At 60.2% G+C, this 12,799-nt stretch carries 10 protein-coding genes; 6 read left to right on the forward strand and 4 right to left on the reverse strand.

What is annotated here, in order from left to right:
* The 3 genes from AC4FWB_RS15625 to AC4FWB_RS15635 form a co-directional block, all read right to left on the reverse strand.
* On the reverse strand, positions 1 to 2,283 hold the full coding sequence (locus AC4FWB_RS15625) for a mechanosensitive ion channel family protein (protein WP_491027067.1): 2,283 nt from the start codon (positions 2,281 to 2,283) through the stop codon (positions 1 to 3).
* Between the two features lie 91 nt (positions 2,284 to 2,374).
* Positions 2,375 to 2,698 (reverse strand): hypothetical protein, encoded by a 324-nt coding sequence (locus AC4FWB_RS15630; protein ID WP_491027068.1) that lies wholly within the window; start codon positions 2,696 to 2,698, stop codon positions 2,375 to 2,377.
* Positions 2,699 to 2,922: 224 nt separating this feature from the next.
* The gene (locus AC4FWB_RS15635) at positions 2,923 to 3,612 is read right to left on the reverse strand and encodes an AraC family transcriptional regulator (protein WP_491027069.1); all 690 of its coding nucleotides are present in this window, start codon (positions 3,610 to 3,612) and stop codon (positions 2,923 to 2,925) included.
* Between the two features lie 689 nt (positions 3,613 to 4,301).
* On the opposite strand from AC4FWB_RS15635, the gene AC4FWB_RS15640 reads away from it, so the two are divergent.
* From AC4FWB_RS15640 to AC4FWB_RS15665, 6 genes are all read left to right on the forward strand, one after another.
* The gene (locus AC4FWB_RS15640; RefSeq protein ID WP_491027071.1) at positions 4,302 to 5,303 is read left to right on the forward strand and encodes a SphA family protein; all 1,002 of its coding nucleotides are present in this window, start codon (positions 4,302 to 4,304) and stop codon (positions 5,301 to 5,303) included.
* Positions 5,304 to 5,380: 77 nt separating this feature from the next.
* Positions 5,381 to 6,889: an arylsulfatase B gene (locus AC4FWB_RS15645; protein WP_491027073.1), complete on the forward strand. Its 1,509-nt coding sequence runs from the start codon at positions 5,381 to 5,383 to the stop codon at positions 6,887 to 6,889.
* A 16-nt stretch (positions 6,890 to 6,905) separates the two neighbouring features.
* Entirely contained in the window at positions 6,906 to 7,871 is a 966-nt protein-coding gene (locus AC4FWB_RS15650; RefSeq protein WP_491027074.1) for a formylglycine-generating enzyme family protein, read from the forward strand.
* 339 nt (positions 7,872 to 8,210) lie between these two features.
* On the forward strand, positions 8,211 to 9,425 hold the full coding sequence (locus tag AC4FWB_RS15655; RefSeq protein WP_491027076.1) for a glycosyltransferase family protein: 1,215 nt from the start codon (positions 8,211 to 8,213) through the stop codon (positions 9,423 to 9,425).
* A gap of 1 nt (position 9,426) precedes the next feature.
* Positions 9,427 to 10,671 (forward strand): glycosyltransferase, encoded by a 1,245-nt coding sequence (locus AC4FWB_RS15660; protein ID WP_491027078.1) that lies wholly within the window; start codon positions 9,427 to 9,429, stop codon positions 10,669 to 10,671.
* A complete protein-coding gene (locus AC4FWB_RS15665; protein WP_491027079.1) occupies positions 10,668 to 11,864 on the forward strand; it encodes a glycosyltransferase family protein in 1,197 nt (398 codons plus the stop codon). Before AC4FWB_RS15660 ends, AC4FWB_RS15665 begins: the two co-directional genes overlap by 4 nt.
* A 226-nt stretch (positions 11,865 to 12,090) precedes the next feature.
* Here the strand turns inward: AC4FWB_RS15665 and AC4FWB_RS15670 are convergent, their stop codons facing one another.
* The gene (locus AC4FWB_RS15670) at positions 12,091 to 12,765 is read right to left on the reverse strand and encodes a class I SAM-dependent methyltransferase (RefSeq protein ID WP_491027081.1); all 675 of its coding nucleotides are present in this window, start codon (positions 12,763 to 12,765) and stop codon (positions 12,091 to 12,093) included.
* Between the last annotated feature and the right edge of the window lie 34 nt (positions 12,766 to 12,799).

Below are 12,799 nucleotides of genomic sequence, written 5' to 3' on the forward strand. Positions count from 1 at the left end.
CTACTCCGGTGTGCTGGCCTTTTTTCTGCGCCGATTGGCGTGCGACTGCGCGACGGCGATTTTTAACTCAGGCGTGATCGCTGATGGCGCATTCTCCGCCCCAGGTGGGTTCTGCAGCCCCTCGACGTGGACCGTCGGATATGGGAGCTCGATGCCTTGCTCCTTGAAGACTTGGCGGATGCGTACATAGAATTTGCGTTTCATATTGAAGGCGCCTCCCGGTATGGTTTTGGCCTTGACCCTCAATACGATACCGTACTCGCCGAACTCCTGTACGCCCTGCATCTTGATCGGTTCGAGCACCCAGGGCTTGAACTCCGGATCTTCCGCCAGTTCAAGTCCGATTCTCTTGATCAGCTTGCGAGCGAAGTCGATATCGGTGTCATAGCCGACGGTGATGTTGAATTTGTCGATAACCCAGTCGCGGCTCTGGTTCTGGACCGCTCCGAGTTCGCCGAAAGGTATGGTGAACAGCGGGCCACGATGGTGGCGCAGCTTCACCGATCGCAGCGAAAAGCTCTCCACCGTTCCCACATAACGGCCGGATGTAATGTATTCGCCAACACGAAACGCATCATCGAGCAGGAAAAACACACCCGAAATGATGTCCTTGACGACGGTTTGCGCCCCAAATCCCACGGCGACACCGACGACGCCGGCGCCGGCGATCAGCGGGCCGATCTCGATACCCATCGAGGCGAGCATCATCAGCACCGCCATCACGACGATCACTGCGAGCAGAATGTTCTGGATGATCGGCAAGAGCGTGCGCAGCCGCGCCTGCTTCGGATCGAGGGTAGGGACGTTCTCTTCGTCGATCACCGCATGCGGCGTTTCGATGCCCAGCTTTCGCTCGATCAAAGCTTTGATGATCGACCAGCCGAAATCGGCTGCGAGGGCAATGACCACAACATTGATCAAGCCGCGCAATATTATCGTCGTCGTCTTATCGCTGTCCCGCATGGATTGCATGTCCAGACCCCAGACACGCGCGAGAACGTAAGCCGCCGCCAGGATGAAAATCATCCGGATGCCTCGATCGATGACAGCGATCGTCACTGCCGGGATTGTAGGCCGGCCAGCTTCTTCCGAACCCGGCCGCAGGACGAAATTGACCCCGCGCTGCGTCAGCACGATTGCCAAAGGCAGGAAGAATGCAGCGAAGGTAAACCAGAAGAGTATATAAAGGCCAGCGATGCGCTGCAGGAACAGAACGACGAAATATGCAGTCAATATCCATGTCGTTGCCGGGTGGTGCGCGCCTTCTCGCTGCGTTCTTGGCCGACGCCAAACGGCAAGCAACAAGAGCAACAGCAGTACGAAATCGGCACCCAGTGAAAGGACCATCATTCCGTCCTGATCGATGCCCAGACCCGGCAAGAGGATAAACGCGGCGCCGAAGAAGGCGAAGACGCCGACGATCCGGGGCAGCCAATAGGACCAATGGTCAGCCGTTTCGTTGGTGATCGGCAAAGCACGAACCTCAATGGCGCTCTCGACCTTCATGAAGGAAGGGACGAGCATGGCCATGATGTATAGGCGCACACCCCAGGTAACGACCGCCGCCATCAGAAATGTCAGTACAATCTCGCGGATAAGCATTGGCCAGTCGAACAACATGAACGCGCCGGCGCTGCCCAATGCGAACGAGACGATCAGCAAGCTGGAATAAAGCGCGCGACTACCAATCTTCTTGGCTCGGCCAATGGGCGTATCCTTCGGTTGCGCGATAATCCAAAGGCGAAACGGACGGGTCAATTTGAACGTTGCCCAAGTCAGCGCCAGGCCGGCTGCGATGAACGTCGCAATCAGCATGAACACGCCGGCAGGTCCCTTGCTGGACATATCCTCCATGGTCTTTGCCCGAACGCGCGCGAACTGCGCTGGCAGCAGGGGCAAAGTTTGCACGATCCGTTCGATATGATGCTTGATCCGATCGAGCGTCGAGGAGGCCATCGTATTCATCTGGCCTGGTGCGGCCACGGCGTCGGACGACGCGTCTGCCGGCGAAGCGCCTGCCTTGGCAGGCGCTCCCGTTGACCCGGCGCCCTGATTTCGTTGTTCGGCCACCCAGGCCTTCACCGACGGATCGTCGAGAAGCTCGAATAGCTGTTTGACCTTTTCAGGCGGGACGGTTGCCAGCGTCTGCGCCTGCGCCGGACCGGCCAACATGAGGGCGGTTCCAAAGACGAGCGACCTGGCAATCAGGACCAACATCGCCGTCAGATCTCCGAGACGCCGCGCCAGGTTCTTGGGTCCCAATGTTCGAATCATGAATGGCATCGTGCTGTTAGCCTTCCGGTCAAATCGGCAAGCAACGGCATTTCAGGCGCATGTCCGATTCGGAGCGCGTTTGTCCCGGGCAGCTTGCCATTCAATGTATATAGACGACGACATAGCGCCCCTGATAGGGCTGATAGTACGTGCTGCCACAATGCCAAAGTACAGTACCGTTGATCGAGGTCTTCACGCACGCTGCCGGGAGCCTGGTCGCGTAAATAGTCGAACGGCGGATCGTTCGGCGGGTGGTGCGCCTCGCGACGCCTGCAACACTCCCAGGTGAAAGTGGATTGCCAACCCTCGCCTGCGCCTGGCTGACGAAAGAAATGAAGGGTGCAACAGCGTCCACCAGATCGCCAGCCGTCAGCACCAGGGCAATCGCAGCAACGCCAGTCAGTCTCAATCTAGATATTGTCATCGTCCGTTCCCTCAACAACACCGTCGCCCAATGAACTCGCCGCTGCAGGCGTTTCGGAAATCTGAAGCAGCCGAGCCATTCGCGCGAGCCCTCCGGGCAACTCAAACTCAAGCAAGCCTCAATGCCGCTTGTTACTTTAGAACATACTAATTTCCGGTTGGGTTCTATCCGCATTGCGCAAATCGCTCATGAGCGCGCAAATTCTTCGCGGGCGCTTATGTCGGTCACGACCTTCCGGCGCGCTGAAGAGTTTCTTTGGGGGACTCACCAAAAAAGAGACGATAGTCCGCGGAGAAGCGGCCGAGATGATTGACGCCCACGTCCATCGCGATCCTGGTGACGCTTAAGCCGCTTTCACGGGCGGTGGCGAGGAGTCGCCTGGCCTCATTGAGACGAAGCGTCCTGATGAATTCGAGCGGCGTTACAGCGAATGTGGTGCGAAAGGCATATTCCAACTGTCGACGGCTGACACCGATTTCCTTGCACAGTCGAATAATAGGTATGTCCTCTCGGATGTGAGCGCGAATAAAATCCTCGGCCGCAGACGCTTGCTTGAAATGACGACTCGCAGATCCGGCTGTTCCGGTCTCGCGACGATCGGTGCCCGCGAAGGCGTCAGCCACTGCCCCCAGATATTCAACGAATGCGCTTGGAAGTTGCTGCGGCAGGACCGAATCGTTTGCCACTCTGCCGAGGTGGTCTGCCATCGACATTATCTGGCTTCGGATTTTTCGAGCATCGTTGGCGGCGAGCCGAACTGCCGTCGGGCGATCGCTGACCTGCTCTATGACCGCCCCCGTGGCACTCGCCTGAATTTTCGCCCAAGTGGCGGTGGGAATGATAGCAGCTACATAGGTCAAGCCAGGGCGAACCATTGCCGTCACGCTGGTGCCAGCGGGGATTGCCAGGATCATGTCGTCTTCGAGAGGGATGGCGCATATCGTCGACCCGCAGGCCCGCTCAATGGCCACTAGCGCCACGGAGCCCGGATTGAAACCGCCAATGGCGCGGAAGGCACAATGGAATTCGGGCAGGTCGAGCGCCCATTGGCCGGGGGACTGGATTTGCCTTATGCGCGACGGAAGCCAGCCGGGCGAGAGCCTATCGACCTTCACGGGCAGACCTGAGGCAGCGCTTGTAAGCTCATCAGGGCCAAGCTCGACATCCCGGTATGAAGGCGATGAAGGCCACGAGGTCAAAGAAGCTGTCCTTTGCGCAAAGTGGATAGCGCCCATACTGCATTAGCTATACCTTAAACACGAATTGCGCCAGATGATTAGCGCGCAGAAGCGCCGAAGAACGGCTGGTGGGGACAATGGACAAAGCCTCTGTCGTAAGGGCGCGCAGTGGACGTCCGGCTTCGTTACGGGGTCTACGACGCACGGGCGAAACGAGGCGCCCTCTGCGTTACGATCTTGCAAATGACGCGGCACGCAGGCCATGGCGAGGTCTTGGTGACAGGCAGGTTGGACCTTCACTGTCGGCCCGTATCTGTGGGCGTCAGAAATCGTGGATAGAAATACAATCAGATCAGGAATAGCTTATGTCTAGATTGCGCAGATCAATGGCGCAACATTGCCGACACAAGGTTAGTGGGGGACTTATGGACAGAGAATTTCGGAAGGGCGCGGCAAGAGCATCGGGAACTGAGGTGCCTTTCAGAATCAGTGGCTTCCTTGGCGCTGCCATCACGGTGCTGGCCAGCTTGGCGATAGTTCCGAGTGTTCATGCAGCGGAAGGGGGCGCAAGTTTCTATCTGCTCGGCTCACGTGGCCCTATGGCTGGTTTCACCCCGCCGCCGGGCGTCTATTTCCAGAACGATTTTTACATCTATTCCGGCGATGCAAGAGCCGATCTCGACCTCGGCGGGAAGCTGGTGGCGGACGTCCATGCGAAGGCCCTAATCAATCTCTCGACCGCCCTGTGGGTTTCTCCCTGGCAGGTCATGGGTGGCAACCTGGCGTTCACGGCGACCTTACCGATCGGCGGCCCCGATATCACGGGCAGAATTCTCCCGAGCCCGCTTTCAGTCTCCGACAGCATCACGACTTTGGGCGATCCGGTGCTCGGCACTTTCGTCGGCTGGCACAGCGGGGACTTTCACTGGCAGACCGGAGTGAGCGTTAACGTGCCGGTGGGTGATTATCACGAGGGCGCCATCGCCAACCTGTCGTTCAACCATTGGGCCGCGGACATCTACGCATCGGGCACATGGCTGAACTCCTCCACGGGCCTTGAACTCTCGGCGGCAACCGGCATCACCTTCAACGGCGAGGATCCTGCGACCCACTACAAGAACGGTACGGACTTCCACTTCGAGGGAACAATCGACCAACACTTCAGCAAAGCCTTCGACGTCGGCTTGGTTGGCTACTATTACGACCAGCTGACCGACGACACCGGATCGGGCGTCCCTCCGGTGCTTGGCGGGTTTAGAGGCGAGGTGGCGGCGATCGGAGCCACCGCGGGCTATAACTTTCAGGTCGGCAAGCTGCCGGTCTCAACCCGGATCAAATATTACCACGAGTTCGATGCCAAGAATCGCCTCGAAGGCGATTCAGTCTTTCTGACAGTTGCCATGCCGCTTTGGGTAGCTGGGCACTGAGCGGGGGACGGGCACATACTTTCAGTCGGTCTAAGCCAAAGTTGGCTAGCGCCGACAAATTGAGGGAGGGCAAAACCATGAGTAGCGATCGAGACTTCCCGGCTGAAGCCGGCATAACCAACAAAATTACGCGGCGGGACGCATTGATGGCTGGGACGGCGGCTGCCGTTTCGCGGTTTGCCGCACCGGTCGGCCTTTCGGGCGCACTCGCCGGCCTCGCTGGCGTTGAGCAAGCGGCGGCCCAGACATCGCGCCCCAACATCGTCTACATCATCACCGACGATCAGGGGTGGAAGGACGTCGGCTTCCACGGCTCGGACATCAAGACGCCCAACATCGACAAGCTTGCCGCCGAAGGTGCGCGGTTGGAGCAGTACTACGCCCAGCCCATGTGCACGCCGACCCGCGCGGCGTTGATGACTGGCCGCTATCCCTTCCGGTATGGCCTGCAAACCGCCGTTATCCCTCAGGTGGGCTCTTACGGCTTGGCGCTCGATGAATATCCGCTGCCACAAATGCTCAAGGACGCGGGCTACGCCACAGCGATGAGTGGCAAGTGGCACTTGGGGCACTCCAAGACCGCATACTGGCCGCGCCAGCGCGGTTTCGATTCATTCTATGGTGCACTGCTCGGCGAGATCGACCACTTCACGCATAAGGCGGCAAATGGCAATCCGGATTGGTATCGGAACAACAAGGCTCTGAGCGAGAAGGGATACGACAACCTCTTGATCGGCGCCGAAGCTGTGCGCGTGATCAACAAGCACGATCAGAAGAAGCCCCTGTTCCTGTATCTAGCCTTTACGGCGCCACATACTCCGTTCCAAGCACCGAACGAATTTCTTGGCCGCAACGGCGACATCGCCGACGAGAGTCGGCGCAAGTATGCGGCTATGATTTCGGTGGTGGACGACCAAGTCGGCAAGGTCGTCGAGGCTCTCGAAAAGCGCGGCATGCGCGAGAATACCCTGATAGTGTTCCAGAGTGACAATGGCGGCGTTGTCAACGCATTCTTTGCGGGCGAAAGCGAGGTCAAAGGCAAACTTCCCGCCGACAATGGCCCTTATCGGGAGGGCAAGGGTACAACGTATGAAGGAGGCACACGAGTTGCTGGCCTCGTCAACTGGCCGGGAAAGATCAAGCCTGCATCGGTCGATGGAGTGATGCACGTCGTCGACATGTACCCAACGCTCGCGGGCCTGGCCGGCGCCAAACTTGGCAAGAACAAGCCGCTGGACGGCATGGACATGTGGCCGGTGCTCAGTGAAGGAAAGCCCTCGCCACGAACCGAGGTCGTCTACAACCTCGAGCCGATGGATGGCGCGGTGCGCCAGGGCGATTGGAAGCTCGTCTGGAAAGCGACACTGCCGCCGAAAATCGAGCTCTTCGATCTTTCCAAGGATAGCAAAGAGAGCAGCAACCTTGCTGATCAAAATCCCGAAATGGTGAAGAAGCTGCAGGCACGAATCACGGAACTTGCGTCTCAGATGGCTCCCCCGCTGATCATGCAGGATGCCGTGAAACTGCTTTTGCACTCGCCGACCTTGCTGCCCGACGCTTCCGACATGTTCAACGTTGGGGACTGATCGCGCTAACGACGGGATGGGCAGGCCGACCGAGGCGCCGGTGCACGAGGACATGGTGTGGATCCCCGGCGGCGAATTCCTCATGGGCTCGAACAGCCACTATCCGGAAGAGGCGCCGGCGCATCGCGTAGCCGTCGGCGGCTTCTGGATGGATCGCACGACGGTCACGAACAACGAGTTCAGGCGGTTCGTCGAGGCCACCGGTTATGTCACGCTGGCCGAGCGCCCGGCAAATGCAGCGGACTATCCTGGAGCTCGCATTGAATCATTGGCCCCTGCTTCGGCCTTGTTCGTCAAACCTCCGCGCGGCATCGATCGCGGCGACCACTACAACTGGTGGGCCTACGTCCGTGGCGCGAACTGGCGGCATCCGCGCGGACCCGCCAGCAGCCTCAAGAAGCTGGATAGCCACCCTGTCGTGCACATCGCATTTGAGGACGCGCAAGCCTATGCCACCTGGGCGGGAAAGGCGCTGCCGACCGAGGCCGAATGGGAGTTTGCGGCTCGCGGCGGATTGGATGGCGCCGAGTTCGTGTGGGGCGACGAATTGACCCCCGGCGGCCAGCATATGGCCAACACGTATCAGGGTGAGTTCCCCTACGGCAATACTTGCGAGGACGGCTACGAATGGACCGCACCGGTCGGTTCTTTTCCAGCAAATGGCTATGGGCTCCATGACATGGCCGGCAATGTCTGGCAGTGGACCGTGGACTGGTATCAGGAGCACCGTCGGATCGAGAGTCCGTGTTGCACGATGACCAATCCTCGCGGTGGCGAGCGCGAGGCGAGCTATGACCCGCTGACGCCGGACATCAGGATTCCACGCAAGGTCACCAAAGGTGGTTCCTTCCTGTGCGCTCCCAACTACTGCCGACGTTACCGCCCGGCCGCTCGCATGGCGCAGTCGGTGGATACATCCACTTGCCACCTTGGGTTTCGTTGCATCGCGCGCGAAAAATGGCCTCGACCCAAAACACGGTGAGCCTGTTTTTGGCCTGCGGAAGGGTAGCAATCTCGGTTTGCCGCGCGGCCTCACGCTTGAAATGCTGCTGCAGAATATGACGGGCTGTCGAATTCGCGGCGGTAATGGCGAGTGGATCCGCACATCAACGGGCGGAGGAATGCCTCGTCAGGCTTGTCATGAGGGACGTTGGTCTGGCGAACGATCTTCCTGGCTTCGGCATATGGACCCCCTTGAGTAATACAAATTGAAAATTGCGCCCTCATGTTTCAAAAGAGGTCGGTAGACCCGCGAGGGGGGTTCGAATCCTGCGGGGTGGCCCACGGTTCCCAGGGCGAGAATTCTGAAAGACGTTCAACAATGACCCAGCACGTACAAGACGCTCGAATTCTCATGTACAGCCACGACACGTTCGGGCTCGGCCACCTGCAGCGCTGCCGGACGATCGCGCATTCCCTGGTCGAGGATTTCCACGGACTTCAGGTGCTTATCATTTCGGGTGCGACTATCGCTGGCGCCTTCGACTACCGCGCCCGTGTCGACTTCGTGAAGATCCCCAGCGTCATCAAGTTGCGCAACGGCGAATACACCTCGCTGGAGAAGGATATCGATCTGCATGAGACGCTAAGGATGCGCCAGTCGATCATCCGCCACACAGCCGAAACCTTCCGGCCGGATATCTTCATCGTCGACAAGGAACCGCTCGGCCTGCGCGGTGAGATCGAGGACACGCTGTCCTATCTCAAGACGCGCGGCACCACGCTCGTGCTTGGCCTGCGCGAGGTGATGGACGCGCCGCATCTGCTCGAAGCCGAGTGGGCGCGCAGGGATGTGATGCGCAAGATAGGCCTGTTCTACGACAAGGTCTGGGTCTATGGTCCGCCGGATTTCTACGATCCATTGACCGGCCTGGATGTGCCGCCGGCGGTCGGGGCAAAGATGAAGTTCGTCGGCTTCCTGCAACGGAGCCTGCCGCAGAACGAGTTGCCTGGCCACCGGCCCGAGGGCGACTATATCCTCGTTACCACCGGTGGCGGCGGCGACGGCGCCGACCTGATCCACGACGTCATCGATGCCTATCAGCAGGATCCGCGATTGCAGCACAGGGCGCTGATCGTGCTTGGGCCCTACATGCCGGCGCGCAAGCGCAACAAGCTGCGCAAGAAGGGGGCCAAGATCCCCTATATCAGGATCATCGACTTCGACAACCGCATGGAAGAGCTGATCGCCGGCGCCAAGGCGGTCGTGGCGATGGGCGGTTACAACACCTATTGCGAGATACTGTCTTTCGACAAGCCGGCGCTGATCGTGCCGCGCGTCGAGCCCCGCGAGGAACAACTGATCCGTGCACGGCGCGCAGCCGAACTCGGCCTCATCGAGATGCTTTTGCCGGAAGAGGCCCAGGATTCCCAGCGGTTTGCCGATGCGCTGGAGGTGTTGCCGGACCGGCCCCGCCCATCGCAGAGCAATCCGCATCTGACGCTGGAAGGGCTGCCTCATATTTCCGAAATCGTCGCGGAACTGCTCGACCGGCGGGCCGGCCATCACCTTTCGGTCATCGAAGGCATGAACTGAGTTGCAGCAGCGCAAGATCGTCGTGGTTCTGAAGGGCTATCCGCGGCTGTCGGAAACCTTCATCGCGCAGGAACTGCTCGGCCTGGAGCGTGCGGGGTTCGACCTGATACTCGTCGCGCTCAGGCGGCCGACCGACGCAAAACGCCACCCCGTGCATGACGAGATCAAAGCGCCCGTCCATTATCTGCCGGAATATCTGCATGAAGAGCCGCTGCGCGTGGTTCGCTCGCTGTTTGCTCATCTGCTGCGGCCGGGCTTCTGGCGCGCGCTCGGATCGCTGGCTACCGATATCCCCCGCGACTTTACGCGCAATCGCGCGCGCCGCTTCGGGCAAGCGCTGGTGCTGGCGGCCGAATGGCCGGAAGACGCCGGCTGGCTGCATGCGCATTTCGCACACACACCGGCATCGGTGACGCGCTATGCCAGCCAGCTTCGTGGCCTGCCCTGGAGCTGCTCGGCCCATGCCAAGGACATCTGGACTTCGGCGGACTGGGATCTGGCTCGCAAGCTTTCCTCGGCGCGCTGGACGGTCACTTGCACGAAAGCCGGCTTCGACCGTCTGAAAAAACTCGCTGACGGCAACTCGTCCGTGCATCTGAGCTATCATGGGCTCGACCTTGATCGCTTCGGCAGTTTCGGCGCGGCGCGAAAACAGCATGACGGCTCGGAGCCGGGCGAACCGGTTGTCGTTCTGAGCGTCGGGCGCGCCGTTGAAAAGAAAGGTTACGATACCTTGCTGGAGGCGCTTGCCCTCTTGCCTGCCGATTTGGCGTGGCGTTTCGAGCATGTCGGCGGCGGCGAGGAACTTGAACGGCTTAAGGCGCTGGCGCAAAAGCTCGGACTGGATGGTCGCGTCTCCTGGAAAGGAGCGCTTGCGCAGGAGGAGGTGCTTGGGCACTACCGAGGCGCCGACGTTTTCGCCCTGGCCTGCAGGATCACCGCAAATGGCGACCGGGACGGTCTGCCGAACGTTCTGGTGGAGGCGGCCAGCCAGAGGCTTGCCTGCGTGTCGACCGATATTTCCGGCGTGCCGGAGCTTTTGTCGCCGGATGAAACCGGGCTGCTGGTTCCGACGGAAAACCCAATTGCTCTGGCACGGGCGCTGGAGCGCCTGATCCGTGATCCCGCGCTGCGCGCCCGCCTCGGCGAGGCCGCGGAGCGGCGCGTGCGAAGCAATTTCGATCATACGGCAAGCATTGGACAGCTCAAGGAACTGTTCCAGCAGGAGTGGCAGGCTGCCGAATGAAGCGGCTGCGCGCTTTCTTCTATGTCCAGCACCTGCTCGGTATCGGCCATCTCGCGCGCGCCAGCCGCGTTGCGGCGGCTCTGGTCGATGACGGGTTTGACGTAACCGTCGTGACCGGCGGAGCGCCGATCGCGGGGTTTCCGGGACCGGGTGTAAAATCCGTAACCCTGCCACCTGTCACCTCCGGTGACGAAGGGTTTTCCGCGCTTGTCGACCTGCAGGGCAAGCCCATCGACGATGATTTCAAGAAATGCCGTTCAGAGATGCTGCTGCAGGCATTCCGGGATTGCAGGCCCGATATCGTCATTGTCGAGGCGTTTCCATTTGGACGCCGGCAGATGCGTTTCGAACTCCTGCCGCTGATCGAGGCCATCGAGGCGACGGCGCCCAGACCGCTGCTGGCGACGTCCGTCCGAGATATCCTTCAGGAGCGCGTCAAGCCGGGCCGAAACGAGGAAACGGTCGATCTCGTCAACAGGCATTTCGACCTTGTCATGGTCCACGGCGATCCGGCTTTCGCAACCATCGACAAGACATTTCCACTGGCTGGGGCGATCAGGGCCGAGGTCACCTACACAGGGCTCGTTGCCGCGCCGCCACCGCCCACAGCCTCCGAGCGCTTCGACGTTCTGGTGTCGGTTGGCGGCGGGGCTGCCGGAAAGAGCCTTGTCAGCTCCACCATCGCAGCGGCGCGGAATGCCAGCAACGCCCGGAAATGGTGTTTGATCACCGGCCCAAACCTGCCGAAAGACGAGTTTGACGCGATCGCGCGCGATGCCACGCCGGGGCTGTCCATCTTCCGGTTCCGCGAGGATTTCGCCAGCCTCCTGACCGGCGCCCGCCTGTCAGTCTCGCAGGCGGGTTACAACACGGTCTGCGATGTCCTGCGCGCGGGTTGTCGCTCCCTGCTCGTTCCATTTGCAGCCGGCGGGGAAACCGAACAGACGGTACGCGCCCTGATGCTCGAGGAACTCGGTCTTGCAACGGTGCTGATGGAAAAGGACCTGACGGCTGAAGGTTTGGCGCAAGCGATCGAACAGGCGCTTGTGGGACCGACGCCATCCGCGCATCGTCTCGATCTGGAAGGCGCCCGTCGCTCGGCGCAAATCCTGCGCGAGCGATATCGAACATGGTCCCTGAAAGTGGGGCCCGATTCCGGACAAGTTCATGATCAAACAGCCGCTGGACGCTAGAGCAATTCCAGGAAAAGTGTGTAACGGTTGGGCTCGGCGACTTCGCCGTAGCCTTCCGTTCGGAATTGCGTAAAAACAAAGAGATAGAGCGGTTCGCCGTTTCCGTGAAACGGTGAAACGCTCTGACGCGCGTCGCGTCCGGCGAGATTTGTGCGACGCGCTTCAAGTCCTTGTCTTTATGGATGTCATTGTCCCATGAACGCTACGCGCTTTTGGGCGAAATGCATCAAGCAGTTCCAATCAGCATGAAGCGCGTATAATTTTTTGTCGGCAGCTCGCCGGAGAACCGCACCTCCCGTAGCGCCGCCATTGCTTCGAAGGCTGCAAGTGAAGCCACGCAGTTGATATGCGTCGGCTCGCTGAAATAATCGTTCGATTGCAGCAGCACATTCGTGCCCCGCGGAAGCAGAGCAAGCCAGGCGCGCAGATCGGCTATGTGTTCGCAGCTCGTATTGACGATCAGGTCGGGCCGGGCGGCCGCATAGTCGACTGCATACATATCTGCCGTCAGCGCTCGAAACCGGTCGCCGGCGTCCCGGTTGAGGGTCCGGGCGACCGGTTCGACTTCGGGGTCTATGTCGATGCTATCGACCGCCGCGATGTCGAAGCGGGCGTCGTTGAAAAGCATTGCCGGCAAAACGCCGTACCATCCACCCACAACCCATATGCGGCCGAACCGGCCGCCGCAGCTTTCGAACAACCTGTCGAGCGCCCACATCTTGCAGGCGACCTGCTTGTGGTTGAAGGCGTTGGCGATATCGGCCTTCGGATGCTTGGCGATGACGCGCGCCAGCCCCGCCACGAGAGGGCGGTCGACATAGGCAGCAATTCCCCGCGTGAGGTCCAAGGCTTGCTCGTGCCAGTCCATGCCGGCATTGCGTGGTTGCGTAACATCCATCATATTCGTCTTGTATGTTGGGATCACGGGCGACACA

The organism is Mesorhizobium sp. LEGMi-168a, assembly GCF_058312955.1.

Bases quoted from the DNA above. Each gene is read 5' to 3' on its own strand.
- AC4FWB_RS15625 (WP_491027067.1), bottom strand. From the start codon at position 2,283: ATGCCATTCATGATTCGAACATTGGGACCCAAGAACCTGGCGCGGCGT.
- AC4FWB_RS15630 (WP_491027068.1), bottom strand. From the start codon at position 2,698: ATGACAATATCTAGATTGAGACTGACTGGCGTTGCTGCGATTGCCCTG.
- AC4FWB_RS15635 (WP_491027069.1), bottom strand. From the start codon at position 3,612: ATGATCCTGGCAATCCCCGCTGGCACCAGCGTGACGGCAATGGTTCGC.
- AC4FWB_RS15640 (WP_491027071.1), top strand. From the start codon at position 4,302: ATGGACAGAGAATTTCGGAAGGGCGCGGCAAGAGCATCGGGAACTGAG.
- AC4FWB_RS15645 (WP_491027073.1), top strand. From the start codon at position 5,381: ATGAGTAGCGATCGAGACTTCCCGGCTGAAGCCGGCATAACCAACAAA.
- AC4FWB_RS15650 (WP_491027074.1), top strand. From the start codon at position 6,906: ATGGGCAGGCCGACCGAGGCGCCGGTGCACGAGGACATGGTGTGGATC.
- AC4FWB_RS15655 (WP_491027076.1), top strand. From the start codon at position 8,211: ATGACCCAGCACGTACAAGACGCTCGAATTCTCATGTACAGCCACGAC.
- AC4FWB_RS15665 (WP_491027079.1), top strand. From the start codon at position 10,668: ATGAAGCGGCTGCGCGCTTTCTTCTATGTCCAGCACCTGCTCGGTATC.
- AC4FWB_RS15670 (WP_491027081.1), bottom strand. From the start codon at position 12,765: ATGATGGATGTTACGCAACCACGCAATGCCGGCATGGACTGGCACGAG.